This is a genomic window from Pseudomonas fluvialis, assembly GCF_014207935.1.
Classification (GTDB): Bacteria; Pseudomonadota; Gammaproteobacteria; order Pseudomonadales; family Pseudomonadaceae; genus Aquipseudomonas; species Aquipseudomonas fluvialis_A.
On the sequence record NZ_JACHLL010000004.1, the window covers coordinates 139823 to 166559 of the forward strand.

The 26737-nt window shown below is 64.9% G+C and carries 27 protein-coding genes; 12 read left to right on the forward strand and 15 right to left on the reverse strand.

The window, feature by feature from the left end; genetic code table 11:
• Positions 1-10 precede the first annotated feature (10 nt).
• From leuS to lipA, 6 genes are all read left to right on the forward strand, one after another.
• Positions 11-2623 (forward strand): leucine--tRNA ligase, encoded by a 2613-nt coding sequence (gene leuS, locus HNP49_RS12335; RefSeq protein WP_184683660.1) that lies wholly within the window; start codon positions 11-13, stop codon positions 2621-2623.
• A gap of 68 nt (positions 2624-2691) precedes the next feature.
• Positions 2692-3300: an LPS assembly lipoprotein LptE gene (gene lptE, locus HNP49_RS12340; RefSeq protein WP_184683662.1), complete on the forward strand. Its 609-nt coding sequence runs from the start codon at positions 2692-2694 to the stop codon at positions 3298-3300.
• Positions 3301-3355: 55 nt separating this feature from the next.
• Positions 3356-4393, forward strand: a complete 1038-nt coding sequence (holA, locus tag HNP49_RS12345; RefSeq protein WP_184683664.1) for a DNA polymerase III subunit delta — start codon at positions 3356-3358, stop codon at positions 4391-4393.
• An 80-nt stretch (positions 4394-4473) separates the two neighbouring features.
• Positions 4474-4632, forward strand: a complete 159-nt coding sequence (arfA, locus tag HNP49_RS12350; protein WP_095940237.1) for an alternative ribosome rescue factor ArfA — start codon at positions 4474-4476, stop codon at positions 4630-4632.
• Between the two features lie 51 nt (positions 4633-4683).
• Positions 4684-5976: a lytic murein transglycosylase gene (locus HNP49_RS12355; protein ID WP_184683666.1), complete on the forward strand. Its 1293-nt coding sequence runs from the start codon at positions 4684-4686 to the stop codon at positions 5974-5976.
• Between the two features lie 101 nt (positions 5977-6077).
• Entirely contained in the window at positions 6078-7130 is a 1053-nt protein-coding gene (gene lipA / locus HNP49_RS12360) for a lipoyl synthase (RefSeq protein WP_184683668.1), read from the forward strand.
• Positions 7131-7163: 33 nt separating this feature from the next.
• On the opposite strand, the gene lipB is transcribed toward lipA, so the two are convergent.
• The 11 genes from lipB to HNP49_RS12415 all read right to left on the reverse strand — a co-directional run bounded on the left by lipB (position 7164) and on the right by HNP49_RS12415 (position 17387).
• Complete coding sequence (gene lipB / locus HNP49_RS12365; RefSeq protein WP_184683670.1) at positions 7164-7784, reverse strand: lipoyl(octanoyl) transferase LipB; 621 nt, start codon at positions 7782-7784, stop codon at positions 7164-7166.
• Positions 7784-8062, reverse strand: coding sequence for a DUF493 domain-containing protein (locus HNP49_RS12370; protein WP_184683672.1), 279 nt, complete (start codon positions 8060-8062; stop codon positions 7784-7786). The genes lipB and HNP49_RS12370 overlap by 1 nt, the downstream gene beginning before the upstream one ends.
• A 184-nt stretch (positions 8063-8246) precedes the next feature.
• Positions 8247-9416, reverse strand: a complete 1170-nt coding sequence (locus tag HNP49_RS12375; protein ID WP_184683674.1) for a D-alanyl-D-alanine carboxypeptidase family protein — start codon at positions 9414-9416, stop codon at positions 8247-8249.
• 94 nt (positions 9417-9510) lie between these two features.
• Positions 9511-10515 (reverse strand): septal ring lytic transglycosylase RlpA family protein, encoded by a 1005-nt coding sequence (locus HNP49_RS12380; RefSeq protein WP_184683675.1) that lies wholly within the window; start codon positions 10513-10515, stop codon positions 9511-9513.
• Positions 10512-11507 (reverse strand): lytic murein transglycosylase B, encoded by a 996-nt coding sequence (mltB, locus tag HNP49_RS12385; protein WP_409372547.1) that lies wholly within the window; start codon positions 11505-11507, stop codon positions 10512-10514. Before mltB ends, HNP49_RS12380 begins: the two co-directional genes overlap by 4 nt.
• Positions 11508-11539: 32 nt before the next feature.
• On the reverse strand, positions 11540-12682 hold the full coding sequence (gene rodA / locus HNP49_RS12390; RefSeq protein ID WP_184683677.1) for a rod shape-determining protein RodA: 1143 nt from the start codon (positions 12680-12682) through the stop codon (positions 11540-11542).
• The gene (gene mrdA, locus HNP49_RS12395; protein WP_184683678.1) at positions 12682-14595 is read right to left on the reverse strand and encodes a penicillin-binding protein 2; all 1914 of its coding nucleotides are present in this window, start codon (positions 14593-14595) and stop codon (positions 12682-12684) included. The genes rodA and mrdA overlap by 1 nt, the downstream gene beginning before the upstream one ends.
• Before the next feature lie 11 nt (positions 14596-14606).
• Positions 14607-15074, reverse strand: a complete 468-nt coding sequence (gene rlmH, locus HNP49_RS12400; RefSeq protein WP_095940247.1) for a 23S rRNA (pseudouridine(1915)-N(3))-methyltransferase RlmH — start codon at positions 15072-15074, stop codon at positions 14607-14609.
• A 9-nt stretch (positions 15075-15083) separates the two neighbouring features.
• The gene (gene rsfS, locus HNP49_RS12405; RefSeq protein WP_184683679.1) at positions 15084-15443 is read right to left on the reverse strand and encodes a ribosome silencing factor; all 360 of its coding nucleotides are present in this window, start codon (positions 15441-15443) and stop codon (positions 15084-15086) included.
• A gap of 20 nt (positions 15444-15463) precedes the next feature.
• Complete coding sequence (nadD, locus tag HNP49_RS12410) at positions 15464-16108, reverse strand: nicotinate-nucleotide adenylyltransferase (protein ID WP_184683681.1); 645 nt, start codon at positions 16106-16108, stop codon at positions 15464-15466.
• Positions 16109-16121: 13 nt separating this feature from the next.
• Positions 16122-17387 (reverse strand): glutamate-5-semialdehyde dehydrogenase, encoded by a 1266-nt coding sequence (locus HNP49_RS12415; protein ID WP_184683683.1) that lies wholly within the window; start codon positions 17385-17387, stop codon positions 16122-16124.
• A 312-nt stretch (positions 17388-17699) separates the two neighbouring features.
• Between HNP49_RS12415 and HNP49_RS12420 the strand changes: the two genes are divergently transcribed.
• Positions 17700-18923: an alpha/beta fold hydrolase gene (locus HNP49_RS12420; protein WP_184683685.1), complete on the forward strand. Its 1224-nt coding sequence runs from the start codon at positions 17700-17702 to the stop codon at positions 18921-18923.
• Here the strand turns inward: HNP49_RS12420 and HNP49_RS12425 are convergent, their stop codons facing one another.
• Positions 18924-19766, reverse strand: a complete 843-nt coding sequence (locus tag HNP49_RS12425; RefSeq protein WP_184683687.1) for a class I SAM-dependent methyltransferase — start codon at positions 19764-19766, stop codon at positions 18924-18926.
• A 105-nt stretch (positions 19767-19871) separates the two neighbouring features.
• Here HNP49_RS12425 and HNP49_RS12430 point away from each other — a divergent pair, with 105 nt between their 5' ends.
• On the forward strand, positions 19872-20597 hold the full coding sequence (locus tag HNP49_RS12430) for a DNA-3-methyladenine glycosylase (protein WP_184683689.1): 726 nt from the start codon (positions 19872-19874) through the stop codon (positions 20595-20597).
• Positions 20594-21913 (forward strand): bifunctional DedA family/phosphatase PAP2 family protein, encoded by a 1320-nt coding sequence (locus tag HNP49_RS12435; RefSeq protein WP_184684111.1) that lies wholly within the window; start codon positions 20594-20596, stop codon positions 21911-21913. The genes HNP49_RS12430 and HNP49_RS12435 overlap by 4 nt, the downstream gene beginning before the upstream one ends.
• Positions 21914-21919: 6 nt before the next feature.
• Here the strand turns inward: HNP49_RS12435 and HNP49_RS12440 are convergent, their stop codons facing one another.
• The 3 genes from HNP49_RS12440 to HNP49_RS12450 are packed head-to-tail and all read right to left on the reverse strand — an operon-like array spanning position 21920 to position 23593.
• Positions 21920-22510 (reverse strand): LON peptidase substrate-binding domain-containing protein, encoded by a 591-nt coding sequence (locus HNP49_RS12440; protein WP_184683691.1) that lies wholly within the window; start codon positions 22508-22510, stop codon positions 21920-21922.
• 10 nt (positions 22511-22520) lie between these two features.
• The gene (locus HNP49_RS12445; protein WP_184683693.1) at positions 22521-23237 is read right to left on the reverse strand and encodes an LrgB family protein; all 717 of its coding nucleotides are present in this window, start codon (positions 23235-23237) and stop codon (positions 22521-22523) included.
• Entirely contained in the window at positions 23234-23593 is a 360-nt protein-coding gene (locus HNP49_RS12450) for a CidA/LrgA family protein (protein ID WP_184683695.1), read from the reverse strand. Before HNP49_RS12450 ends, HNP49_RS12445 begins: the two co-directional genes overlap by 4 nt.
• Positions 23594-23813: 220 nt before the next feature.
• On the opposite strand from HNP49_RS12450, the gene HNP49_RS12455 reads away from it, so the two are divergent.
• The 3 genes from HNP49_RS12455 to HNP49_RS12465 all read left to right on the forward strand — a co-directional run bounded on the left by HNP49_RS12455 (position 23814) and on the right by HNP49_RS12465 (position 26737).
• Entirely contained in the window at positions 23814-24269 is a 456-nt protein-coding gene (locus HNP49_RS12455) for a MaoC family dehydratase (RefSeq protein WP_095940256.1), read from the forward strand.
• Positions 24270-24345: 76 nt separating this feature from the next.
• Complete coding sequence (locus HNP49_RS12460) at positions 24346-26055, forward strand: C13 family peptidase (RefSeq protein WP_184683697.1); 1710 nt, start codon at positions 24346-24348, stop codon at positions 26053-26055.
• A 40-nt stretch (positions 26056-26095) separates the two neighbouring features.
• Positions 26096-26737, forward strand: a complete 642-nt coding sequence (locus HNP49_RS12465) for an oxidoreductase (RefSeq protein ID WP_184683698.1) — start codon at positions 26096-26098, stop codon at positions 26735-26737.

The following is a 26737-nucleotide window of genomic DNA, read 5'->3' on the forward strand; positions in this document are numbered from 1 at the left end:
GCCAGAAGCCATGCACGAACAGTACTCGCCCCGTGATATCGAAGCCGCCGCGCAGTCCCAGTGGGACGCGCAGAAATCCTTTGTCGTGAGTGAACAACCGGGCAAGGACACCTTCTATTGCCTGTCGATGTTCCCCTACCCGAGCGGCAAGCTGCACATGGGCCACGTGCGCAACTACACCATCGGTGACGTGATCGCCCGCTACCAGCGCATGCAGGGCAAGAACGTGCTGCAGCCGATGGGCTGGGACGCCTTCGGCATGCCGGCGGAAAACGCCGCCATGAAGAACAAGGTCGCGCCGGCCAAGTGGACCTACGAGAACATCGACTACATGAAGTCCCAGCTGAAATCGCTGGGCCTGGCCATTGACTGGACCCGCGAAGTCACCACCTGCAAGCCGGACTACTACCGCTGGGAACAGTGGCTGTTCACCCGCCTGTTCGAGAAAGGCGTGATCTACCGCAAGAACGGCACCGTGAACTGGGACCCGGTCGACCAGACCGTACTGGCCAACGAGCAGGTCATTGATGGCCGTGGCTGGCGTTCGGGCGCGCTGATCGAGAAGCGCGAAATCCCGATGTACTACTTCAAGATCACCGCTTACGCCGAAGAGCTGCTGAGCAGCCTGGACGAGCTGGAAGGCTGGCCCGAGCAGGTCAAGACCATGCAGCGCAACTGGATCGGCAAGAGCTTCGGCGCCGACATCGTGTTCGACTACGATGTTGCCAGCATCGGTATCGAAGGCCAGCTGAAGGTCTACTCGACCCGCCCCGACACCCTGATGGGCGCCACCTATGTGGCCGTGGCCGCCGAGCACCCGCTGTCGCAGCGCGCGGCCGAAAGCAATCCGGCCATCGCTGCGTTCATTGCCGAATGCAAGGCAGGATCGGTCGCAGAAGCCGATATGGCGACCATGGAGAAGAAGGGCGTGGCCACCGGCCAGTTCGTCATCCATCCGCTGACCGGCGACAAGCTGCCGGTATTCGTCGCCAACTACGTGCTGTGGGGCTACGGCGAAGGCGCGGTGATGGCCGTGCCGGCACACGACGAGCGCGACTTCGAATTCGCCAGCAAGTACGGCCTGCCGATCAAGCAGGTGTATGTCGCGGCGGACAAGGACTACGACGCCAGCACCTGGCAGGACTGGTACGGCGACAAGGCCGGCCTGACCACCATCAACTCCGGCAAATACGACGGCCTGGACTTCAGCGCCGCCTTCGACGCCATCGTTGCCGATCTGGAAGCCAGCGCCCACGGCGCGCGCAAGACCCAGTTCCGCCTGCGCGACTGGGGCATCAGCCGCCAGCGCTATTGGGGCTGCCCGATCCCGATCATCCACTGCGACACCTGCGGCGACGTGCCGGTGCCGGAAGACCAACTACCGGTAGTCCTGCCCGAAGACGTGGTGCCGGACGGCGCCGGCAGCCCGCTGGCCAAGATGCCCGAGTTCTACCAGTGCAAGTGCCCGAAGTGCGGTGCCGACGCCAAGCGCGAAACCGACACCATGGACACCTTCGTGGAAAGTTCCTGGTACTACGCCCGCTATGCCTCGCCGCAATACACCGGCGGCATGGTCGACCCGCAAGCGGCCAACCACTGGCTGCCGGTCGATCAGTACATCGGCGGCATCGAGCACGCCATCCTGCACCTGCTGTACGCACGCTTCTTCCACAAGCTGATGCGCGACGAAGGTCTGGTCAGCTCGAATGAGCCGTTCAAGAACCTGCTGACCCAGGGTATGGTGGTCGCCGAGACCTACTACCGCACCCTGGAAAACGGCGGCAAGGACTGGTTCAACCCGGCCGACGTGGAAGTCGAGCGTGACGCCAAAGCCAAGGTCATCGGCGCCAAGCTGAAAACCGACGGACTGCCGGTGGAGATCGGCGGCACCGAGAAGATGTCCAAGTCGAAGAACAACGGCGTGGACCCGCAGGCCATGATCGACGCCTACGGCGCCGACACCTGCCGCCTGTTCATGATGTTCGCCTCGCCGCCCGACATGAGCCTGGAGTGGTCCGACTCCGGCGTCGAGGGCGCCAGCCGCTTCCTGCGCCGTGTCTGGCGCCTGGCCCACAGCCATGTCAGCGCCGGTCTGCCGGGTACGCTGGATGTTGCCAGCCTGAACGACGAGCAGAAGGCCGTGCGCCGCGCCATCCACCTGGCCATCAAGCAGGCCAGCAATGACGTCGGCCTGCACCACAAGTTCAACACCGCCATCGCCGCCGTGATGACCCTGATGAACGTGCTGGAAAAGGCTGCCACCGCCACCGAACAGGACCGAGCCCTGCTGCAGGAAGGCCTGCAGACCGTGGCCCTGCTGCTGGCCCCGATCACCCCGCACATCAGCCATGCGCTGTGGCAGGAACTGGGCAACAGCGGTGCCATCATCGACGCCCAGTGGCCTCAGGTCGACGAAAGCGCTCTGGTGCAGGACAGCCTGACCCTGGTCATCCAGGTCAACGGCAAACTGCGCGGCCAGATCGAAGTTCCGGCCGCCGCCAGCCGCGAAGAGGTCGAAGCGGCAGCACGCGGCAACGAAAACGTCCTGCGCTACCTCGACGGCCTGACCATTCGCAAGGTCATCGTGGTGCCAGGCAAACTGGTCAACATTGTTGCCAACTGAATAGTCGCCAACTGATCCAGGCCGTCGCAGCCCGCGCTGCGGCGGAACTCAGCAAGGGGAAAGAGAGAATGATGAAACGGAATCTGCTGGTAATCGGCCTGGCCACCGTCCTCAGCGCCTGCGGCTTTCAGCTGCGCGGTACCGGCGACACCCAGTTCGCCATCAAGGAAATTAACCTGACGGCGCGCAACAGCTACGGCGAAACCTTCAAGCAACTGCGCGACCTGCTGCAGAGCAGCCAAGTCAAGGTCAGCACCGCGGCGCCCTACACTCTGGACCTGGCCAACGAACAGGAAAGCCAGCGTACCGCCAGCTACACCACCAATACCCGTAGCGCGGAAACCCAGCTGACCAGCACCCTCGACTACCAGATCAAGAGCCGCGACGGCCTGCTCCTGCTGCAGGATCAGGTGGAAGTGCAGAAGGTCTATGTGCAGGACGGCAACAACCTGATCGGCTCCGACGAAGAAGCCGCCCAGCTGCGTGGTGAGATCCGCCGCGACCTGGTGCAGCAGATGGCCATGCGTCTGCAGCTGATCAACCCGGAGCGCCTGGCCGAACTGGAAACCACCGCGCGCGCCAAGGCCAAGGCCGAAGCCGATGTCCGGGAGGCAGCCGCCAAGGCCCGCGCCGAGCAGCCGCAGCAATCGCCGATCCAACTGCCGATCAGCCAGTAAGCAGACAAGGGCCGGGTAACCGGCCCTTTTCACACCTGACGAAGCTCGCTCCGCAATGAAACTCAACCCCGCGCAACTCGGCAAACACCTGCAAAACCAGCTGGCCCCGGTCTACGTGGTCAGCGGTGACGAGCACCTGCTCTGCCAGGAAGCCTGCGACGCCATTCGCGCCGCCTGCCGCGCCCAGGGTTTCAGCGAGCGCCAGGTATTTCATGTCGACAAGAACTTCGACTGGGGCCAGCTCTATGCGGCCGGCGCCAGCCTGTCGCTGTTCGCCGAAAAGAAGCTTATCGAGCTGCGTATCGACGGCGGCAAGCCTGGCGACAAGGGCGCTGCTGCTCTGCTCGACTACCTGGCCCGCCCGGCCGAGGACACCCTGCTGCTGATCAGCCTGCCCAAGCTCGATGGCAGCACGCAGAAAACCAAGTGGGCCAAGGCGCTGATCGACGGCCAGCACAGCCAGTTCGTGCAGATCTGGCCAGTGGAGAGCAGCCAGCTGCCCGCCTGGATTCGCCAGCGCCTGGCCAATGCCGGCCTGGCCGCCAGCCCCGAAGCGGTCGAGCTGATCGCCGCTCGTGTGGAGGGCAACCTGCTGGCCGCCCAGCAGGAAATCGAGAAGCTCAAGCTGATGGCCGAGGGCAATCAGATCGACGCCGCCACCGTGCAGGCGGCAGTTGCCGACAGTGCACGCTTCGACGTGTTCGGCCTGATCGATGCCGCCCTCAACGGCGAAGCCCAGCACAGCCTGCGCATGCTCGAAGGGCTGCGCGGCGAGGGAGTCGAAGCACCGGTAATTCTCTGGGCCCTGGCCCGGGAGATCCGCCTGCTGGCGGGGCTCGCTCAGCAGTTTGCCGCCGGCGTGCCGATGGACAAGGCCTTCGCCAGTTGCCGTCCGCCGGTCTGGGACAAGCGTCGGCCGCTGCTGTCCAAGGCCCTGCAGCGCCATCCGCATGCCCGCTGGCAGCAGATGCTGGGGGATGCCCAGCGTATCGACGCGCAGATCAAGGGCCAGGCCGAAGGTTCGCCGTGGAACGGCCTCAGCCGCCTGTGCCTGCTGCTGGCCGGTCAGCGCCTGCACTTGCCCGCCGAGTAAACGGCAGCTGGACATTTTTTGACCAGCCGCGCATGCTCCGCACGCCAGCAACCCGCTGGTGTTCATCGAGGAACTCGCACATGGCCAAGCCCCGCAAACGACGACCGAATCAGGCCAAATCCCTGGTTGCCCAACCGCTGTTCCGCTGCCGCCAGGAACAACCAAAGAAAGGAAAAGGCAGCTACCGCCGCGAAGCCTCCCAGCAAAACTGGGAGGCTTCTGTGTTTCTGGCGGCCTGAAAAGCCCATTCGTGCTAGGGTAGCGACCTGTCCGCTGGTTCAGGAACACCCATGTCCATGCTGTCCCCCAACCGCCTTGGCTTTGCCATCGCCTTCGCCCTGCTCTGCTCCTGCAGCAGCACCCCGCCCGCGACGAGCAACTCGACGAGCCCGACCCAAGCGCCCACCCCGGTCGTTGCCGCACAGGCCAAGAGCACCGCGAGCAGCCCGGCCGACACACCGGCCCGCCATGAGAGTTTCAGCGCCTGGCAGAGTGACTTCCGCCGCCTGGCTCTGGCCCAGGGTATCAGCGTCGCGACCCTCGATGCCGCCCTCACCGGCCTTGAACCCGATCCCGGCGTCATTGCCGCCGACAGCAGCCAACCCGAATTCACCCGCCCGGTGTGGGAATACCTGGACGGCGCCGTCTCGGCCAGCCGGGTCAAGCGCGGTCAGCAGCTGCAGAGCGAACATGCCGTCACCCTCAGCGCCATCGAGCAGCGCTATGCCGTAGATGCTCAGGTGCTGCTAGCGGTCTGGGGCATGGAAAGTGCCTTCGGCCATAACATCGGCAACAAGAGCGTCATCCGCTCGCTGGCCAGCCTGGCCTATGCCGGTCGCCGCGCCAACTTCTGGCAGGAACAACTGCTCGCCGCTCTGCGCATCCTCGATGCCGGCGACATTAGTGCCCGCGGCATGATCGGCTCCTGGGCCGGCGCCATGGGTCAGACCCAGTTCATGCCGACCACCTTTGCCAGCCATGCGGTGGACTTCGACGGCGATGGCCGCCGCGACATCTGGAACTCGGCCAGCGACGCCCTCGGCTCCGCCGCGCACTATCTGCAGGCCTCCGGCTGGCAGGCCGGCAAACCCTGGGGTTTCCAGGTCGCCCTGCCGGATAACTTCGACTATGCACTGGCCGACACCGGCATTCGCAAGACCTACGCCCAGTGGTACGCCCTCGGCATCAAGGGCACTCCACAGGGGCTGGCACCTGACGACCGCGGCTACCTGCTGCTGCCGGCTGGCCACCGTGGCCCGGCGTTCCTGGTCTTCGGCAATTTCAACAGCATTCTCAAGTACAACAACTCGACCTCCTACGCGCTGGCCATCGGCCTGCTCAGCGATGCCATTCGTGGCCAGCAGCTCGCCCTGCAATGGCCACGGGGCGACAAGCCGCTCTCGCGCCATGAACGCATCGAACTGCAGGAGCAGCTGAGCCGGCTGGGCTTCGATCCGGGGATTGCCGACGGCATCATCGGCGCCAACACCCGCCGCGCCGTGCGGGGTTTCCAGCAGCACCTAGGCTGGCCGGCCGATGGTTATCCGACGCCCCAACTGCTGACTGAACTGCGCAAGCGCTGAAGCCCAACCCCAAGCCCGACCAGCCGGTCAGGCTGTGATAAACTGCGCGGCGGCCACAAGCCGCCCCGCCCACTGAGCCTCACCCGGAGCCCAGACTGCCGATGTCCGACACGCCCCCGTCCAAACCCGTAGCCAGCGGCGAGAAATTCCGCACCGCCCAGGGCATTACCGCGATCAAGGATGGTCAGAAGCGCCGCGCGTCGAGCGAGGCTCAGGTTTTCGAACCCAAGCCCAAGTGGTTGCGGGTCAAGGCACCCAGCGGCAGCCGATTCGAGGCGGTCAAGCGCAATGTCGGCGAACATCGCCTGAGCACGGTCTGTCAGGAATCACACTGCCCGAACATGGGCGAATGCTGGTCCAACGGCACCGCCACCATCATGTTGATGGGCTCGGTCTGCACCCGAGCCTGCCGCTTCTGCGCGGTGGATACCGGCAACCCCAACGGCTGGCTGGACCTGGAAGAACCGCAGAACACCGCCAAGTCGGTGGAACTGATGGCCCTGCGCTACATCGTACTGACCTCGGTGGACCGCGATGACCTGGCCGACGGTGGCGCCAGTCACTACGCGGCCTGCGTGCAGGCCATCAAGCAGAACACCCCGCAGGTCGTGGTCGAAGCACTGACCCCGGACTTCGACGGCGATCTGCACGCCATCGAGCAGGTCGTGGACTCGGGACTGGAAGTGTTCGCACAGAACGTCGAAACCGTCGAGCGCCTGACCCATGAGGTGCGTGACCCCCGCGCCGGCTACGAGAAGACCCTGCATGTACTCAAGCACGCCAAACAGCATCGCCCGCAGGTACTGACCAAAACCAGTCTGATGCTGGGCCTGGGCGAGACCGACGAGGAAGTGCTGCAGACCATGGATGATCTGCGCGCCATTGGTGTGGACATCCTCACCCTCGGCCAATACCTGCAACCGACGCGCAATCACCTGCCGGTCAGGCGCTGGGTCAGCCCGGAAGAGTTCAACCGCTTCCGCGAGATCGGTCTGAAAAAGGGCTTCATGGAAGTCGCCGCCGGTCCGCTGGTGCGTTCCAGCTACCGCGCCGACCGGGTATTCGAGAAGAACAACCTGGGGCTGGCCGCACCGGTTCCGGTCCCTGGCCAGGAACTCGACAGCAGCCTGATCCCGGCGCTGAACCTGAACTGAGCCTGCCTGGCTCAGGCCGTTGGCCGACGCCTGTTACACGTAGCCAAGACGCTGACGCAATGCCTGTTCCAGGCGTTGTGCCACTTCGTCGAATACAGGCGGCGTGGCCAGCAAATCCTTCATCTGCACCATCTTCAGGCCGGCATAGCCACAGGGGTTGATGCGCTGAAAGGGCGTCATGTCCATGTCGACATTCAGTGCCAGGCCGTGGAACGAGCAGCCACGCCTGACCCGCAGACCCAGCGAGGCGATCTTGTCGTCTTTCACATAGACTCCGGGAGCCTCGGCCTTGGGCGCCGCCTTGATGCCATAGCCGGCCAGCACATCCACCAGGCTCAACTCCATGGCACTGACCAGCTCACGCACGCCCAGATCCAGACGACGCAGGTCCAGCATCAGATAGGCCACCAGTTGGCCGGGGCCGTGGTAGGTCACCTGACCACCCCGCTCGACCTGCACCACCGGAATGTCACCGGGCGCCAGCAGGTGTTCAGGCTTGCCGGCCTGCCCCTGGGTGAAAACCCGGGGATGCTGCAGCAGCCAGATTTCATCCGCCGTCTGCTCGTCACGCTCGTCCGTCAGGCGACGCATCGCCTCCAGCGTCGGCAGGTAATCCGCCAACCCCAGATGACGCACCAGCAGGGGCGGTGCCACTAGAGCACCATGTGCACGCGCCCGGTGGCGCGCAGATCGACATGGATGGCCTGCAACTGCTCGACACCGGTCGCGGTGATCAGCACCTGAACGGACAGGAAGCGCCCGTTGCGGCTGTCGCGCACCACCAGCGTGCTGCTGTCGAGGCCTGGGGCATGGCGGCCAATGACCTGAATGACCAGATCGGCAAAGTCTTCGCCGGCCTCACCGATCACCTTGATCGGGTAGTTCGGACAGGGGAATTCGATTTTCGGGGCTTGAACGTCGCTATCGGTCATGGCATCGGCGGGCTATTGGCCCGTTGGCAGAGGCAGGCTCCAGAGTGGGAGCGCTGCACGGAAGGAAGTCAGCCCGGAGTGGGCGCTTCCCTATAAATAAGCCCGGCCTCGGGATTTTCAAGGCCGGGCTAGCATTGGCGGACGCACGGTCGGGTGCGTCCCCTTCTGTCTCAGCTGAGTGGTCTCAGTTGAACAGACCGAAGAAGAACAGACGAATACCGTCCCATAGACGGCGGAAGAAACCGCCCTCTTCGACAGCCTCCAGGGCCACCAGATCGGCACTATGCACCACTTCCTCACCCAGCTTGACCTGCACGCTGCCGATCACATCGCCCTGCTTGATCGGCGCCACCAGCTGCGGATTCAGGTTCATGCTGGCCTGCAGCTTGGCCAACTGGCCCTTGGGCAGGGTCAGGCTGAGGTCACTGGCCAGGCCTGCCTTCACTTCACGGGTAGCGCCTTTCCAGACCTGCGCCTTGGCGAGCTCGGCACCCTTCTGATAGAAGGTCTTGGTTTCGAAGAAGCGGAAGCCGTAGGTTAGCAGTTTCTGGGTTTCGGCAGCACGCGCCGACTCGTTGGCGGTACCAAATACCGAGGTGATCATGCGTGCGCCTTCGCGGACGGCAGAAGCCACCAGGCAGAAGCCGGCTTCCTCGGTGTGGCCGGTTTTCAGGCCATCGACGGTCTTGTCGCGATACAGCAGCAGGTTGCGGTTGCCCTGCTTGATGTTGTTCCAGAAGAAGTCCTTCTGCGAGTAGATCGCATAATGCTGAGCGTCTTCGTTGATGATCGCGCGAGCCAGAATGGCCATGTCGTGGGCACTGGAATAGTGCTCCGGATGTGGCAGGCCGGTGGCGTTCATGAAGTGGGAGTTCTTCATGCCCAGGCGCTCGGCGGTCTCGTTCATCATGTCAGCGAAGGCATCCTCGGAGCCTGCGATGTACTCGGCCAGGGCGATACTGGCGTCATTGCCGGACTGGATGATGATGCCGTGCAGCAGATCATCGACCTTCACCTGGCTGTTCAGCGGCAGGAACATGGTCGAACCACCCGAGGCGGCACCACCGGTACGCCAGGCATGTTCGCTGACCGGCACCAGGTCTTCCTCGCCGATCTTGCCCTTGCGGATTTCCAGGGTCGCGATGTAGGCGGTCATCAGCTTGGTCAAGCTGGCCGGCGGCAGGCGTTCGTCGCCATTGTTTTCCACCAGGACCTTGCCGCTGGCGTGATCCATCAGCACATAGGACTTGGCGGCCAGCTGCGGCGGCGAAGGCAGGGCATCGACAGCCCAGGCGCTGGGCGCACAGATCAACAGGACAGTAATAAGCAGGCGTTGCAGGGTGTTGATGTTCATCCGAATCTCTGACTGTTACTCATGATGGTCGATCGGCCTCCCATCCCTGGGCGACCGTGCTGCCCGCAAGATGCGGGCGAATCGTGGTACGGACTTACGGCTTGACCAGGGTCGGCTGCCCCAGATTGGCCAGGCGGATACTGTCCTGCAGCTTCAGCGCTTCATCCTGCGTGTCGATCGGCCCCAGGCGCACGCGGTGCAGGATCTGCTGATTCAGCGCCACCGAGCTGATAAATACCGGGGCAGCCGTCAGACTGCCCAGCTTCGACTTGAGCAGCTCCGCAGCGTCCGGATTGGCGAAGGCGCCCACCTGGAGATACAGGCCAGACAGCCCGGCTGAAGCGTTTTTTTTTGCGTCGATCTGCACCGGCAGGACAGCGGCGGCATGCTGCTCAAGCGGCGGCGTGTACTGCTCGACCGGCGCCGGCATGGCCTGGGCCGAAGTGGCCGGCAGCGACAGCGGCTTGTTCGAGGCCTGCTGCGGGGCGGCCAGCACCAGCGGCACCGGGCGACCCTGCTGGGCCCACCACTCATGCGGGTCGATACCTTCGACCGTCACGCGCGCGGTACCGGTTTCGGCATAGCCGAGCTTCTTCGCTGCAGCGAAGGACAGGTCGATGATGCGATCGGAATAGAACGGGCCACGGTCGTTGACGCGCAGGATCACGGTCTTGCCGTTGTCGAGATTGGTCACCTTGACGTAGCTGGGCAGCGGCAGGGTCTTGTGCGCCGCCGTCATGCCATAAAGGTCATAGGTTTCGCCGTTGGCGGTGGCCTGACCGTGGAACTTGGTGCCATACCAGGAGGCAGTGCCCGTGGCACGGTAACGGCGGGCATCCTGCAACGGGAAGTAGGTCTTGCCCATCACCGAATAGGGGTTGGCCTTGTAGCGCCCATAGTGCGGCATCGGCACGGCATCGGGGATTCGCGACACATCGACATCCCACCACGGCGAGCCATCGCGGTGCGGCCTGGAGAAGTCACCCGGCCCGCTGAGCGGCCCCGTACCCGGCTGCACCGGCTGCGGCGCGCGGCTGCTCGAACAGCTGGCCAGCACGGTCGCCAGGGCGGCATAGAGCGCAAGCGTCGGCAATCTCACTGGGCTTTCTCCCGGTTGGCACGCAAGGCCTCGGACAGCTGGTACACCGCCATCGAGTACATGTTGCTGCGGTTGTAGCGGGTGATCACGAAGAAGTTCGGCAGACCCAGCCAGTACTCAGGACCGGCCTCGCCCTCGAAACGGAAGGCACTGACCAGCAGGTCATCGCGCAGCGCATCATGGCTGGACCAGCCCAGAGTGCGCAACTGGCCGACATTCAGCTGCGGGTCGAGGCCCACGGTGAGGCCCTTGTCGAACTGCTGGCCACGCACATCGGCGCGGCTGACCACCGGTTCGCCCTGAGCCCAGCCATGGTGTTTGAAGTAGCTGGCCACGCTGCCGATGGCATCCACCGGGTTGGTCCAGATATTGATATGGCCGTCACCGTCGAAATCCACCGCATAGGCGCGGAAGCTGCTCGGCATGAATTGCGGCAAGCCCATGGCGCCCGCATAGGAACCCTTGAGGGTGAGCGGATCGACCTGTTCTTCGCGGGCAAGGAGGAGGAACTCCTTGAGCTGCTGGCAGAAGAACGGCGAACGCGGCGGGTAATCGAAACACAGGGTCGACAGGGCATCGAGCACGCGCCAGCTACCGGTATTGCCGCCGTAGAAGGTTTCCACGCCGATGATGGCGACGATTACCTGCGCCGGCACACCGTAGCTCTGCTCGGCGCGGGCCAGGGTCTCGGCATGCTGTTGCCAGAACGCCACGCCCTTGTCGATGCGCGCCTCGGTGATGAAGATCGGGCGGTATTCACTCCACGGCTTGACCCGCTCGGCCGGGCGCGAAATTGCATCGAGAATGGCCTGCTTGCGCTCGGCCTGGGCGAACAGGGCGGTCAGTTGCTCACTGGCAAAGCCATGATCACGGGTCATACCTGCGATGAACTCGCTCACCTGCGGCACACCCACGTAATCGCTGGCCAGCAGCGGCTGACAGGCCAGACTGCCGAGCAGGGCCAGGCCGAGGGCCCGGAGGTGTTTGCGCACGCCAATTGTGTCTTTCAAATTAACCAACCTTGTTATGCCTGCGCGATCCACTTGCGGTGCGTGTGGACCGACATCAATACCCCAAAGCCCGTCATCAGGGTCACCAACGAGGTGCCACCATAACTGATGAACGGCAGGGGAACCCCCACCACCGGCAACAGGCCACTGACCATGCCGATGTTAACGAATACGTAGACGAAGAACGTCATGGTGATGCTGCCGGCCAGCAACTTGCCAAACAGCGTCTGTGCCTGCGCAGTGATAAACAGACCACGTCCGATCAGCACCAGATAGACCATCAGCAACAGGCAGATACCGACCAGGCCGAACTCCTCGCCGAGCACGGCAATGATAAAGTCCGTATGGCTTTCCGGCAAAAAATCCAGGTGCGACTGGGTGCCAAGCAACCAGCCCTTGCCGAACACCCCGCCCGAGCCGATCGCCGCCTTGGACTGGATGATGTTCCAGCCCGAGCCCAGCGGATCGCTTTCCGGGTCGAGGAAGGTGTGAATGCGCTGCTTCTGGTAGTCATGCAGAACGAAAAACCACATGGCTACCGCGATTGGCACCGCCGCGGCCACCGCCGCACTGATCCAGCGCCAGCGCAGGCCGCCCATGAACAGGACGAAGGCACCGGACGCCAGGATCAGCATGGCTGTTCCCAGATCCGGCTGTTTCAGAACCAGGACAAAGGGAATGCCGATCAGCAGCAGACTGATGCAGATGTGCTTGAGCCGCGGCGGCAGACTGCCACGCGCCAGGTACCAGGCGATGGTCGCCGGCATGATCAGCTTCATGAACTCCGAGGGCTGGAAGCGGATCACCCCGGGAATGTGGATCCAGCGCGTGGCTCCCATCGCCGTGTAACCGAACAGCTCCACATACAGCAGCATCGCCGAACCGCCCAGATAGGCCAGCGGTACCCAGCGCGCCATGAAGCGCGGCTCGATCTGCGCCACGATGAACATCGCCAGCAGGCCCAGACCAAAGGAGCTGGCCTGCTTGAGCAGGGTGTCCCAGTTCTTGCCACTGGCCGAATACAGGACGAACAGCCCGCCGGCCGCCAGCACCAGGAGGATCAGCAGCAGCCAGCCATCGATATGCAGGCGCTGCAGCAGGGTGGCACGGCGGCGAACCACGTCCTCGCTGGACAGGGTGCGGTCGAAATTACCCATTAGTGACTCTCCACGGCCGGTGGCGCTGGGCGGAACTGCGCCTTGAGCTGGCCGCTGTCATCCAGCAGCCAGGCATCCATCACCTGCTTGACCACCGGGGCCGCGACGCCGGAGCCGGACTCGCCGTTCTCCACCATCACTGCCACAGCGATCTGCGGGTTTTCCACCGGAGCGAAAGCAATGAACAGGGCATGGTCGCGATGACGTTCCTGAATCTTGCTGCGGTCGTACTTTTCACCCTGCTTGATCGCCACAACCTGCGCCGTGCCGCTTTTGCCGGCGATGCGGTAGAGCGCCTGGGAGCCGACCTTGAATGCCGTACCGCGCGGATTGTGCAGCACCTGCTGCATGCCGTTACTGACCATATCCCAGTACTTCATGTCCTTGAGCACCACGTCCGGCGGCGTCTCCACCTGGGGAATCTGGCCATCGGCCATCAGTTGCTCCGGCGTCAGGCCGGCGGCCGAGCGCAGCAGGCGCGGACGCACCCAGCGGCCCTTGTTGGCCACCAGCGCCGTGGCCTGGGCCAATTGCAGGGGTGTGGCCTGCATGTAGCCCTGGCCGATACCGAGGATCAGCGTCTCGCCGGGATACCAGGCCTGACGATAGCGTGCCCGCTTCCACTCCGGCGACGGCATCAGGCCTTCGGCTTCCTCGCCCAGGTCGATGGACACGCGCCGGCCGATGCCCATGCCGTACAGATAATCGTGCAGCCGGCGTACACCCAGCTTGAGCGCCAGGTCATAGAAGTAGGTGTCGTTGGAACGCATGATCGCCAGCTGCAGGTCGACCCAGCCTTCGCCATTGCGGTTCCAGTTGCGGTACTTGTGTTCGTAGTTGGGCAGTTGGTAATAACCCGGATCGAAGATGCGGCTGCGCTCGGTGATCACCCCGGCATCCAGCCCCGCAGCAGCCACCATCGGCTTGATGGTCGAGCCCGGCGGATACAGGCCGCGCAGCACGCGGTTGTACAGCGGACGATCGATGGAATCGCGCAACGCCGCGTAATCTTTGAAGCTGATGCCGGTGACGAACAGGTTGGGATCGAAGCTCGGCTGGCTGGCCATCGCCAGGATACCGCCAGTGGCTGGTTCGATCGCCACCACCGCGCCACGCCGTCCGGCCAGCGCCGCCTCCGCGGCCTGCTGCAGCCTGAGGTCGAGATTGAGAGTCAGGTCGCGTCCGGACTGAGGCTCGGTCCGCTTGAGCACCCGCAACACGCGGCCACGGGCGTTGGTTTCGACTTCCTCGTAACCCACTTCGCCGTGCAGAACGTTCTCGTAGAATTTCTCCGCACCGGTCTTGCCGATATGGTGGGTGCCGCTGTAATCCACCGGATCGAGCTTTTTCAGCTCCTGCTCATTGATTCGCCCGACATATCCCACCGACTGGGCGAAGTGCTCGCCCAACGGATAGTGGCGAACCAGCTGCGCGGTCACCTCCACCCCGGGCAGGCGGAACTGGTTCACCGCGATTCGGGCAATCTGCTCCTCGGTCAGCTCAAACAGGATCGGCACCGGCTCGAACGGACGGCGCCCCTGGCGGAAGCGCTTCTCGAAGATGGCGCGATCCTCGGAGGTCAGCTCCAGCACCTGCACCAGGGTATCCAGCACGGCCTGCCAGTCACCGGCGCGCTCGCGGGTCACGGTCAGGCTGAAGCTGGGCCGGTTGTCGGCGATGATCACGCCGTTGCGGTCGAAGATCAGCCCGCGGGTGGGCGGAATCGGCTGCACGTGGATGCGGTTGTTTTCCGCCAGGGTGGTGTGATGATCGTACTGGATAACCTGCAGGTAATAGGCCCGCGCCACCAGCACCAGCGTCAGCATGACCACCAGCACGGCGCCGACCACCACGCGCCGCCTGACCAGGCGGGCGTCTCTTTCGTGGTCCTTGAGGCGGATCGGCTGCGGCATCGACGACGGTCTTATTTGTGGTACGGATGTCCGGACAAGACTGTCCAGGCCCGATAGATCTGCTCACCGAGCAGGATGCGCACCAGCGGATGCGGCAGAGTGAGCGGCGACAGCGACCAGCGCTGCTCACTGCGCGCACAGACTTCCGGCGCCAGCCCTTCCGGGCCACCGACCATGAGGTTGACCGTGCGCGCATCCAGGCGCCAGCGTTCCAGCTCGGCAGCCAGTTGTTCGGTGCTCCAGGGTTTGCCGTGAACTTCCAGGGTGACGATGCGCTCGCCGGGCTGCACCTTGCTCAGCATGGCCTCACCCTCCTGACGGATCAGGCGGGCAACGTCGGCATTCTTGCCGCGGGTGTTGAGCGGAATTTCCACCAGTTCCAGGGGCAATTCCGGCGGCAGGCGCTTGACGTACTCCTGCCACCCCTCCTCGACCCAGCGCGGCATGCGCGAACCGACGGCAATCAGGCGAATGCGCATGGCAGCGGCTTACTCGTGTTCCGCACCATGCTGGGCACGGCTCTGCTCAGCCCCTTGCCACAGCCGCTCGAGGTCATAGAACTGGCGGGTGGCGGTCTGCATGGCATGCACCACCACATCGCCCAGATCGAGCAGGGCCCACTCGCCGCCTTCCAGGCCTTCGCTGCCGATCGGGCGCACACCCTGCTCCTTGACCTTTTCCAGCACCTCATTGGCCATCGACTTGACGTGACGGCTGGAGGTACCGCTGGCGATCACCATGAAGTCGGTGACGCTGGTCTTGCCACGAACATCGATCACGGTGATGTCCTGGGCCTTCATATCTTCCAGTGTGGCAACCGCCAGCTGGACCAGTTGTTCGTTTTGCATGGGTAACACGTCCTCGGTAATCAGTTCGGCGCCCGGTACAGTCCGTGCGCATCGATGTAGTGCAACACCGCGTCGGGCAGCAGAAAGCGCACCGAGCAGCCTGCCGCCAGGCGGCGACGAATATCCGTGGCCGACACCGCGAGCGGCGCCTGCCAAACAAAGGCAATCTGCCCGGCCGGCCCGCACAGGGCCGCCGGTTCGTTCACACTGCGCGCCGCCAGCAGATCGCGCAGCGCTTCCGGTGCCTCACTGTCGGCATCCGGTCGTTGCAGCACCAGCAAGTGGCAGTGCTGCAGCAGTTCAGTCCAGCGTTGCCAGCTGGGCAAGCCACAAAAAGCATCCCAGCCCAGCAACAGAAACAACTGGTCATCCGCCCCCAGTTCGCCACGCAGCGACTCCAGGGTGTCGATGGTCCAGGACGGCGTCGTCCGGGCCAGTTCACGGTCATCGACCCGCAGCAGCGGCTCTCCCGCTACCGCCAAGCGCACCAGCTGCAGACGCTGCTCGGCAGTGACCTGCGGCGTATCCCGGTGCGGTGGCCGGGCACTGGGGATCAGTCGGACCTCATCCAGCGCCAGGAGTTCGGCCACCTCAAGTGCGCCACGCAGATGTCCAATGTGAATCGGATCAAAGGTGCCGCCGAGGACGCCGATGCGCAGGGCCATCAGGTACGCCTCATCAGGTACGAATGTGCCCGTCGCCGAACACCACATATTTCTCGCTGGTCAGGCCTTCCAGGCCAACCGGGCCACGGGCGTGCAGCTTGTCGGTGGAAATGCCGATCTCCGCGCCCAGGCCGTACTCGAAGCCGTCGGCAAAACGGGTCGAGGCATTGACCATCACCGAGCTGGAATCCACCTCGGTGAGGAAGCGCCGCGCATCGGTGAAGTTCTCGGTAATGATCGCATCGGTGTGCTGCGAGCCGTACTGGTTGATGTGTTCGATGGCCTCATCCAGCGAATCGACTATGCGGATCGCCAGGATCGGCGCATTGTACTCGGCGTACCAGTCATCCTCGCTCGCAGCCAGCACATCGCTACCCAGCAGCGCGCGGGTACGCTCGCAACCACGCAGTTCGACACCCTTGTCGCGGTAGATGGTCGCCAGCGGCGGCAACACGCGATCAGCGATCGCACTGTGCACCAGCAGGGTTTCCATGGCATTGCAGGGCGAGTAGCGCTGGGTCTTGGCGTTGTCGGCGACGCGAATGGCCTTCTCCACATCGGCGGCCACGTCGATATACACATGGCACACGCCATCGAGGTGCTTGATCACCGGCACCTTGGCGTCTCGGCTGATGCGTTCGATCAGGCCCTTGCCGCCTCGTGGCACGATTACGTCGACGAACTCCGGCATGCTGATCAGCGCGCCAACCGCTGCGCGATCGGTGGTTTCCACTACCTGCACGGCCGCCGCCGGCAAGCCGGCTTCGGCCAGGCCCTGCTGGATACAGCGGGCAATCGCCTGATTGGAATGAATGGCCTCGGAGCCGCCGCGCAGGATGGTGGCATTGCCGGATTTCAGGCACAGGCTGGCGGCATCGATGGTCACATTGGGCCGCGACTCATAGATGATGCCGATCACGCCCAGCGGCACGCGCATCTTGCCGACCTGGATACCAGACGGCAGGTAGCGCATGCCCTGGATTTCGCCGATCGGGTCGGGCAGGGTCGCCACCTGGCGCAGGCCTTCGATCATGCTGTCAATGACCGCCGGCGTCAGTGCCAGACGGTCGACCATGGCCGGCTCCAGGCCATTGGCACGGGCGGCAGCCAGGTCCAGCTCATTGGCCGCCACCAGCGCCGGGCGGGCGGCATCGAGGGCGCCGGCAGCCGCCTGCAGGGCGCGGTTCTTCTGGGCAGTACTGGCACGGGCCAGCACACGCGACGCTTCACGGGCAGCCTGACCCAGGCGGGTCATGTAGTCGAGCACGGACTCGGTCATGGTCAATCAAGCCTGACGTTCAAGGAAAACGGCCGATTATAGCCGCGCAGCCCCAGCAAGCCCAGCCATGCCGGCCAGATGGTAGACAGTGCATCCCACTGACCCTCCTCGTCACCGCGCCAGCCCGGCAGGCTGGGCCTGCGCGCTGAAACGGTGACACCCGCCGCACGTCGCACACCCTCCCCCACCCGAAGGATGGGTAAACAAAAACACCGCCGATGTTTACTTTGAATACCACAGCCCCCGTCGCAGCGGCGTACCGACCCGACGGCGGAGCACAACAACAAGGCACTGGAATGCCGGAGATCGCCCATGCGCTACCGCACCGACTTCAACCCAAGCCTGCTTGGCACAACCCCGGACGTGCTGGAGCTGGGCCCCTGGCGCCTGCACTACCTGGCGTTCGCCAGCTCGGCTGGCGACTCGCGCGAACCGGTCCTGATGCTCGGCGGCGCCTTCCAGAGCTTTCGCTCCTTCGCCAATGAGGTGCAGGAGCTGCTCGCCGAGCACCCGGTGATCCTCCTCGACCTGCCCGGCCAGGGCGGTAACCTGCAGGAGGCCGGCGAACTCAGCCTGGAACAGCTGGCCGATCTGATCGCCGGCTTTGCCGACAGCCTCGACCTGCCGCCACTGATGCCGATTGGCCTGTCCTACGGCTCGACCCTGGCCGCCCTGTTCGCCAGCCGTCATCCGCAGCGCTGTGCCCGCCTGTTGCTGTCGGGCATCACCGCCTTCGGCCGTCCGGGCTCGCGGCGCCTGCTCGAAGAGGGCCTCAGCCTGCTCGCCGAAGGACGCCAGCAGGCCTTCGCCCAAGCCGCGCTGAACAACCTGCTCAACCCGCAGCAGCTGCAGCACACCGATGTCGCCCCGGCGTTTCGCAAGGCCCTGCTGCGGCAGATGCAACGCCTGTCAGCCGCCGAGATCGCCCGCTACCAGCAGAACAGCCAGCGTCTGCTCGACTTCACCGGTTTCCGTCAGCACCCGCAATGTCCGACCCTGGTACTGGCCGGCGAGTTCGACCACTTCACCCAGCCCTGGGAGCAGGCATTGTTTGCCGCCGCCTGCCCGCAGGGGCGCTACAGCCTGATCCAGGGCGCCGACCACCTGGCCCAATTCGAGCGCCGCGAAGCCTGCGCCGCCCTGTATCAGCCCTTCCTGCGCGGCGAGCCAGTCCCCGAGCAGGTCAGCGGCGGACGGACCCTGGCGTCACAGCACCTGACCCAACTGGAACGCCGCAGCGAAGCGCGCCGTCGCCCGCAACTGCCACGCGCGCAGCTGCGCCATGCCGAGATCGGCAGCTGGTCGGTGGAGGTCAGTGAACTGGGCTTCTTCGGCGGCAAACTGAATGCCGCCCTGCCGACCGGCCTGCCCGCACGCGGCTGGCAATTGCAGTGGAGTGACAGGCCGGCCCTGGAAATTCTGCCGCTGCAGCACAACAACCAGGGCTTCAGCTTCGTCACCCTGCACAGCGATGCCGATGCCAGCGGCGCCCTGGCCGCCCAGCTGCAGCCCGCGCCACTGTCCGCCTGCGCCTGATCAGACGCGGGCGTCGATCACCCGCACCAGCCCGGGCAGGCGCCCACGCGGCAGCTGACGGCGCAGGCTTTCCTCATGCGGGTCGAGCACCGCGACCTGCCTGAAGCCACAACGGGCAAAGCCTGCCTCGATGGCCGCCTGATCGCGGTAGTGCAACGGATACTTGCCGCGGGTCAGCAGCCCCACCAGCCCCACACCCCAGCGTAACTGCCGGTAGCTGGGATGTTCCTGCAGATCGGGATACAGATCGGTCAGGTAACTGCCCTGGACAAAGCCCTTGAGCTGCTCGGCCAGGCGCGCCCAGAACCCCTCAATCACCCCCAGCTCGAAGTAGTTGACCAGGCCTTCGGTAATCACCAGCACCGGCTGCGCCGGGTCCAGCCGGGCGAACAGGGCCGCCAGACTGCACTCACCGTCAGCGGCCAGAATATCCACCGCCTGCACCTGATGTTGCTCGCCCAGCCAGCCCTGACTGGCCAGCAGACGGCGCTTGCGCGCCGCCATCGGCGGTAGATCGGCCTCCACGTAGTGCAGCTGCGGATAGCGCTGACGAAAGCGCTGCCCACGGGGCGACAGGCCGCAGGCAATTTCCACCACCTGGGTCACGCCGCGCTGCTCGATGGCCTCCGTCAGCAAGGCATCGATCAGCAGATGACGCTGCAGCAGCAGGCGTTCCAGATCGATATCGAAGCGCCGCGCCGCCCAGGTGATCGGACTCAGCACGACATGGGCAAAGCGGCCGAAATCGGTAACGAAAGCCGGATTGGATAGCTGATGGCGGTACCAGACATAGCCGGTGTAGTGCGCACTGGGGCTGATATGGGCGCTATCGGTACGGGGCATGGATGGCTCTTATTGTTTTTCTGTGTTTTTCGGCAGCTCCGGCAGGCCCGGCGCTCCCCCTATAATCGGCCAGCCTATGCCGCTACCGAGCCCGACGACAGCCCCATGCGCGACGAACCCACCCTAAGTTTGCCCTGGCCAGAAGCCCGCCCGCTGGAGGCCGCGTTTTTCCAGCGTGATGCATTGCAGGTTGCCGCCAATCTGCTGGGCAAGGTGATCCGCCACCGTGTCGACGGGCTTTGGCTCAGTGCCCGCATCATCGAGACCGAGGCCTACTATGGCGCGGAAAAAGGCAGCCATGCCTCGCTCGGCTATACCCACAAACGCCGCGCGCTGTTCCTCGACGGCGGCCACATCTATATGTACTACGCCCGCGGTGGCGATTCGCTGAATTTCAGCGCTGCCGGCCCCGGCAATGCTGTACTGATCAAATCCGCCATGGCCTGGCCGGACGCTTTCTGCACAGCCGAGGCCGTCGCCCGCATGCAGCACAACAACCCCGACCGCCTGGGCCGGCCACGCTCACTGCAGGCGCTGTGCAGCGGCCAGACCCTGCTCTGTCGCGCACTCGGCCTCAAGGTTCCGGACTGGGATGCCCGCAGCTTCGACCCGCAACGACTATTTGTCGATGACATTGGCGAGCGCCCGGCGGCCATCATCCAGACCACCCGCCTGGGCATCCCGACCGGTCGCGACGAACACCTGCCCTACCGCCTGGTCGAAGCCGAATACACCCGCCACTGCACCCGCAATCCGCTGCGCCGTGGGCAAGTGGCCGGGCGCGACTACCGCTGGCTGGACAACACCGACGCACTGGAGATCGCCCACTGATGGCCTGGCTCGACACCCTCACCGCCTGGCTGGCGGCCCACCCGCACTGGCTGGGCCTGGCCGTTTTCCTGCTCGCCTTCGGCGAATGCCTGGCCATCGTCGGTCTGCTGATTCCCGGCACCGTGCTGCTGTTTGCAGTGGCCGTGCTGGCCGGCAACGGCGCCCTGCCGCTGTGGGAAACCCTGCTGTTGGGCTTTGTCGGCGGCATGCTCGGCGACCTGTGCAGCTATGCCCTGGGACGCCGCTTCCACCAGAACATCCGCGGGCTGCCGGTGCTGCGCGACCATCCCCAATGGCTGGCCAGCGCCGAGCAGCATTTTGAGCGCTACGGCGTGATCAGCCTGCTGGCAGGGCGCTTCATCGGCCCGCTGCGCCCGATGTTGCCCATGGTCGCCGGCATGCTCGACATGCCGTTCGGCCGCTTCACCGCCGTCAGCCTGCTGGCCGGCAGCGGTTGGGCGATTGCCTATCTGCTGCCCGGCTGGGCTACCGGCGCCGCCCTGCGCCTGCCGTTACCGGCGGACTTCTGGCAGAACGCCGCGCTGGTCGCTGGCGGCCTGGCGCTGCTGCTGGGCCTGACAATCCACGGCACCCTGCGCGAACAGCGCCGGACCACACCCTTGAGCGCCCTACTCAGCCTCGCTCTGCTGATCGCCCTGCTGCTGGGCTGGCGCGGCCTGGCCGACCTCGACCAGGGCCTGCTCAACCTGGTGCAGGAGCAGCGTCATGGTGCGCTGGATGGCCTGATGGTGGTGGTCACCCGCCTCGGTGACCTGAGCACCCAGCTCGCCGCCGGCACGCTGCTGATAGCCCTGCTGGCACTGGCCCGCCAGTGGCGTGCCATGCTGTTTGCCGCCGTCGCGCTGCTTGGCACAGCCGTCAGCAACGGACTGCTCAAACAGTTGATCGAACGCGCACGTCCCGAGGTTCTGCTGGAGCCGCTGCACAGTTTCAGCCTGCCCAGCGGCCACAGCTCCGCGGCCTTTGCCTTCTTTCTGGTGCTGGGGATTCTCGCCGGTCGCGGTCTTCCGGGGCGCTCACGCCTCGCCTGGCTGCTGCTGGCCTGCCTGCCGGCCCTGGCCATTGCGGTATCGCGCCTGTACCTAGGCGTGCATTGGCCCAGCGACCTGCTGGCGGGCGGCCTGCTGGCCAGCACCTGGTGCGCCTGCAGCCTGGCACTGATGCAGCGTCATCAGGTAATGCCGGCATTGCCGGCCAGAGTCTGGTGGTTGCTGCTACCGGCCCTGCTGGCGTTGTTCGGTGCCTTCGCCACTTGGGCGCTGCCGGCGGCCTTCGAGCTGTATCGCTACCGCTGACCGTCTTCAGGCGATCAGCTCGCCCTGCAGGGCACTGAGAAAGGTCTGGATACGCGCCAGACGCTGCGCGGCATCCGCCTCCTCCAGCAGTTCAAGCTTCTGCTCCTGACTCAGTGGCAGCAGATAGGCCAGCTGATGCGCCAGCGCCTGCTGCCCCTCGACCACGCCGCCCATGCCCAGCGCCGCCACCATGGGGTGTTCGGCCAGCGCCAGCAGCAGGGCCGCCAGATCAACATGCTCGGCCAGCAGCGGGCGGTCCTCGCCCTCGTCCAGCCACTGCACCTCAGCCAGCAGCAACTGATCAGGCTGCACCTGGGAGGACTGCACGGTAAAGCGCCGCCCACCCTCGACCCGAATGCCGAGCAGGCCGTTGTCCTGCTGATGAAAGTCGCGAATCAGCGCTTCGCAGCCATGCCAGGCAAAACGCCCTGGCGCCTCGCCCACCTCGCGACCTTCGAGAATGCCGACCACGCCAAAGCCTTCGCCGCGCTTCATGCAGGCGGACACCATATCCAGATAGCGCGCCTCGAAAATCTGCAGATCGAGACGGCAGCCGGGAAACAGCACGGTATTGAGAGGGAACAACGGCAGGCTCACAGAAAGCTCCTCACACGATCAGCGCCACGACCAGTGGCAGCACCACCGCGGTGGCCACACCCATCAGGCTCATCGACAGCGCGGCAAAGGCGCCACACTCCTCGCCCTCCTGCAGCGCCCGCGCCGTACCCACCGCATGGGCGGCCAGGCCCAGGGCCATACCGTGGGCTGCCGGGTGACGCACGCCAATCAGGCGCAGCAGCTCGGGACCGAACATCGCACCCAGCACTCCAGTCAGCAGCACGAACACCGCCGCCAACGCTGCCACGCCGCCGATCTCTGCGGCCACCAGCATGGCGATCGGCGAGGTCACCGACTTGGGCGCCAGGGTCATGAGCATCTGCTGATCAACTCCGAACAGCCAGCCCAACCCCACCCCCAGCACGGTCGCAACCACACCGGCCAGCACCAGGGTGATCAGCACCGGCCAGAACAGCAGGCGGATGCGCTTGATGTTCATGAACAGCGGCACGGCCAGGGCCACGGTGGCCGGCCCCAGGAACAGGGTCAGCAGCTCGCTGTGCCGGCGGTATTCCTCAAAGCCGATATCCAGCAGCCACAGGCAGCCAATGACCAGGGCCATGGACACCAGCACCGGCTGCAGAAATACCCAGCGAGTACGCTCGTAAGCGGCCATGGCCAGCTGGTAACTGCCCAGCGTCAGACCGAAGGCAAACAGCGGGTGATGGATCACAGCCTGCCAGGCCGCCTGCCAGTCGGCACTCATGGTGCCTCCCGGCGCTGCTGACGTTCGATCAGGCGCTGCATCAGCCAGCCGGTAAACAGCAGGGCCAGCACCAGCGACAGCAACAGTGCCGCCGCCAGCGCCCAGAAATTGGCCCGCAGCACCGGGCCATAGAGCATCACCCCGGCCGCCGCCGGCACCAGCAGCAAGGGCAGGTAGCGCAACAGGCTGGTCGAGGCCACGGCCAGCGGCTCGTCCACCTCACCGCGCCAGAGCAGGAAGATGAACAACAGCACCAGGCCGATGATCGGCCCGGGCAGAAAACTCAGCCACAGCACATTGAGCAGAGTGCCGAGCAATTGGAAGAGCACCAGTGCGGTCAGGCCACGGAGCAGCATGGAAATCTCCTGCAAGCATGCCGCGGCATTATGGCAGTTCGCCGCGGCGTGGATAAACGATGATTTCGCGCAGTGATGCGCTTGACCAAGGCGCAGCCACGTGATGATCTAGGGCCATAGCGCACCGGGCGATCCAGCACCCGAGGCTGAGCAGGACAGCACAGCCAAGCTGGCAGACCGGGGCCAATAAGAATAACAACCCGCCCCTCATGGAGGACGTATGCCGTTCGTAGCAGTTGCAGACATCAAGAACTATATCGGTAAGGAACTCGGCCGCTCAGAGTGGCTGACCATTGACCAGGAACGCATCAACCAGTTCGCCGAGTGCACCGGCGACCATCAGTTCATCCACGTCGATCCGGAGAAAGCCAAGCTGACCCCGTTCGGCGGCACCATCGCCCACGGTTTCCTCTCGCTGTCGCTGGTGCCCATGCTCATGGAAAAAATCATGATCATGCCCGAAGGCCTGAAAATGGCCGTCAACTATGGCCTGGACAGCGTACGCTTCATCCAGCCGGTCAAGGTCAATTCCAAGGTGCGCCTGGTGGTCACCCTGACCGACGCCAACGAGAAGAACCCCGGCCAGTGGCTGCTCAAGGCCAAGGCCGTGCTGGAGATCGAAGGCCAGGAAAAACCGGCCTACATCGCCGAGCCGCTGACCCTCTGCTTCGTCTGAGTCCGGCTCCACGGAAAAGCCCGCTCCGGCGGGCTTTTTTGCGCCAGAATGGAAGCAATACTGCCAAGGACCTGTCATGCACCGCCTACTGCCACTGAGCCTTGCGCTTCTGCTCGCCGCCTGCGGCGACGGTGAGCCGCTGACACCGCCCGATGCCCGCCTGCCTGACGGCTCGCGTTACCGCGGCGCCGTCGTCGACGGACTGCTGCAGGGTCAGGGCCGCCTCGACTACCCCAATGGCAGCTGGCTCAGCGGCCGTTTTGTCAACGGCCAGCTCAACGGCCCGGGGGAATGGCGCGATCCCAAGGGCGGTCAATATCAGGGCGAATTCGTCGAGGGTGAATTTTCCGGCCAGGGCCACCTGACCTATGCCGACGGCAGCGAGTATGTCGGCACCTTCAAGCACGGCCGCATGCACGGCGAAGGGCGCCTGAGCCAGGGCGAGCTGAGCTATAGCGGCGGCTTTCGCAAAGATCGCTTCCACGGTTACGGCACCCTCGAACTGGCCGACGGCAGCCGCCATCAGGGGCAGTTCGTCAGGGGCGAAGCCACCGGCCAGGGCGTACTGGTCGACGGCGATGGCAATCAGTTCAGTGGACTGTTCAAGCGCGGCCGCCTGAACGGCGAAGGCAGCTTTGTCGGCAGTGACGGCAGCCGTTACAGCGGCCAGTTCAAGGATCAGCGCTTTCATGGCCAGGGCCGTTATGAAAGCGCCGAGGGCGACGTATGGAGCGGCCAGTTCCGTCACGGCGAACTGCGCGGCCAGGGCGAGTTCCGCAGTGCCGACGGTGAACACTACGTCGGTGAGCTGCGCAACTGGCAGTACCACGGGCAAGGCACATTGAGCCTGAGCGACGGCAGCCGCTATCAGGGCCAGTTCGCCCATGGCCAGTATCAGGGTGAGGGTCGCCTGACCCTGGCCGACGGCCAGATTGAGGCCGGTCACTGGCAGAACGGCGTGCGCCTGCGCGATGCCCAGGGGCAGCCACTGGCCGACCCGCTGGAACAGGGCATTCTCAGGCAGGGGCAGCTGCTGCAGGACGCCCTCGCGGCAGTACCGCCCTCCACCCCGGCCAGCGAGCTGTACAGCCTGACCCTGGCCGGCGACGGCCAGCAGAGCGTGTTTCTGCGCGAGGCCGACTACGTCAGCCGGCTGCTGCGTGAGCGCTTCGGCGCGCGCGGCAATATCACCCTGATCAACCACCGCGAACAGTTTGCCAAACGCCCGCTGGCCAGCCGCGAAAGTCTGCGTCAGGCCATCGAGACGCTGGCCGAACGCAGCGGCAACGAAGACCTGATCTTCCTCTACCTCACCAGCCACGGCTCGCGCGATCACCAGCTGGTGCTGCAACAGCCCGGTCTTGAACTCAACAACCTGCCGGCCGCCGAGCTGGCCGAGCTGCTCAAACCCTTGCGCGAACGGCACAAGGTGCTGGTGATTTCCGCCTGTTTCTCCGGCGGTTTCATTGCCCCGCTGCAGGACGACAAGACCCTGATCATGACGGCCGCCCGCGCCGACCGGGTCTCCTTCGGCTGCTCCGAGGAAAACGACTTCACCTACTTCGGCCGCGCCCTGTTCGAGCAGGCTCTACAGCAAACCGACGACCTCGGCCAGGCCTTTGCCTTGGCCAAGCGCTATGTCAGCGAACGCGAGCAGGCCGAGGACTTCGAGGCCTCCGAGCCGCAACTGGCCGACGCACCAAAGGTGCAGAAGGCCTGGAACGATCTGCGCCAGCAGCAACGCGCCGCACTGGCGCAGAACAGCCGCCAGGAGAGCGCGCCATGAGCCCACATAAGTCTTTAGAACAGGCACCAGGGAGTTCACGATGTATCTGACGCCACAACGCATTCTCCTTGCAGGCGCCACCGGTCTGACCGGCGAACACCTGCTCGACCGCCTGCTCAACGAGCGCACCGTCGAGCGCGTGCTTGCCCCGAGCCGCCGGCCGCTGGCCGAACACCCGCATCTGGAAAATCCCGTGGGTGAACTAGCTGACCTGCTGCCCCAGTTGCAGGGCCCGCTGGATACCGCCTTCTGCTGCCTGGGCACCACGATCAAGCAGGCCGGCTCGCAGGAAGCCTTCCGCGCGGTCGACTATGAACTGGTGCTGGCCTTCGCCGAGCGTGCCAAGGCCCTCGGCGTGCGCCATCTGCTGGTAATCAGCGCACTGGGCGCCAATGCCCGCTCGCTGGTGTTCTACAACCGGGTCAAGGGCGAGCTGGAGCAGGCCCTGCAGAGCCTCGGTTTTGAGCAACTGACCATCGCCCGCCCCTCGCTGCTGCTGGGCAACCGCAGCCAACCACGCCCCGGCGAAGGCCTGGCCGCCCCGCTGATGCGCCTGATCCCCGGCAACTACCGCGCCATAGAGGCATGCACCCTGGCCCGCGCCCTGTGGCGCCTCGCCCTAGAAGAAGGCCAGGGCGTGCGCATCGTCGAATCCACCGAACTGCGCCAGCTGGGACGCTGA

Coding starts and splice junctions, on each gene's coding strand:
- leuS (WP_184683660.1), top strand. CDS start 11: ATGCACGAACAGTACTCGCCCCGTGATATCGAAGCCGCCGCGCAGTCC.
- lptE (WP_184683662.1), top strand. CDS start 2,692: ATGATGAAACGGAATCTGCTGGTAATCGGCCTGGCCACCGTCCTCAGC.
- holA (WP_184683664.1), top strand. CDS start 3,356: ATGAAACTCAACCCCGCGCAACTCGGCAAACACCTGCAAAACCAGCTG.
- arfA (WP_095940237.1), top strand. CDS start 4,474: ATGGCCAAGCCCCGCAAACGACGACCGAATCAGGCCAAATCCCTGGTT.
- HNP49_RS12355 (WP_184683666.1), top strand. CDS start 4,684: ATGTCCATGCTGTCCCCCAACCGCCTTGGCTTTGCCATCGCCTTCGCC.
- lipA (WP_184683668.1), top strand. CDS start 6,078: ATGTCCGACACGCCCCCGTCCAAACCCGTAGCCAGCGGCGAGAAATTC.
- HNP49_RS12370 (WP_184683672.1), bottom strand. CDS start 8,062: ATGACCGATAGCGACGTTCAAGCCCCGAAAATCGAATTCCCCTGTCCG.
- HNP49_RS12375 (WP_184683674.1), bottom strand. CDS start 9,416: ATGAACATCAACACCCTGCAACGCCTGCTTATTACTGTCCTGTTGATC.
- rodA (WP_184683677.1), bottom strand. CDS start 12,682: ATGGGTAATTTCGACCGCACCCTGTCCAGCGAGGACGTGGTTCGCCGC.
- mrdA (WP_184683678.1), bottom strand. CDS start 14,595: ATGCCGCAGCCGATCCGCCTCAAGGACCACGAAAGAGACGCCCGCCTG.
- rlmH (WP_095940247.1), bottom strand. CDS start 15,074: ATGCGCATTCGCCTGATTGCCGTCGGTTCGCGCATGCCGCGCTGGGTC.
- rsfS (WP_184683679.1), bottom strand. CDS start 15,443: ATGCAAAACGAACAACTGGTCCAGCTGGCGGTTGCCACACTGGAAGAT.
- nadD (WP_184683681.1), bottom strand. CDS start 16,108: ATGGCCCTGCGCATCGGCGTCCTCGGCGGCACCTTTGATCCGATTCAC.
- HNP49_RS12415 (WP_184683683.1), bottom strand. CDS start 17,387: ATGACCGAGTCCGTGCTCGACTACATGACCCGCCTGGGTCAGGCTGCC.
- HNP49_RS12420 (WP_184683685.1), top strand. CDS start 17,700: ATGCGCTACCGCACCGACTTCAACCCAAGCCTGCTTGGCACAACCCCG.
- HNP49_RS12425 (WP_184683687.1), bottom strand. CDS start 19,766: ATGCCCCGTACCGATAGCGCCCATATCAGCCCCAGTGCGCACTACACC.
- HNP49_RS12430 (WP_184683689.1), top strand. CDS start 19,872: ATGCGCGACGAACCCACCCTAAGTTTGCCCTGGCCAGAAGCCCGCCCG.
- HNP49_RS12445 (WP_184683693.1), bottom strand. CDS start 23,237: ATGAGTGCCGACTGGCAGGCGGCCTGGCAGGCTGTGATCCATCACCCG.
- HNP49_RS12450 (WP_184683695.1), bottom strand. CDS start 23,593: ATGCTGCTCCGTGGCCTGACCGCACTGGTGCTCTTCCAATTGCTCGGC.
- HNP49_RS12455 (WP_095940256.1), top strand. CDS start 23,814: ATGCCGTTCGTAGCAGTTGCAGACATCAAGAACTATATCGGTAAGGAA.
- HNP49_RS12460 (WP_184683697.1), top strand. CDS start 24,346: ATGCACCGCCTACTGCCACTGAGCCTTGCGCTTCTGCTCGCCGCCTGC.
- HNP49_RS12465 (WP_184683698.1), top strand. CDS start 26,096: ATGTATCTGACGCCACAACGCATTCTCCTTGCAGGCGCCACCGGTCTG.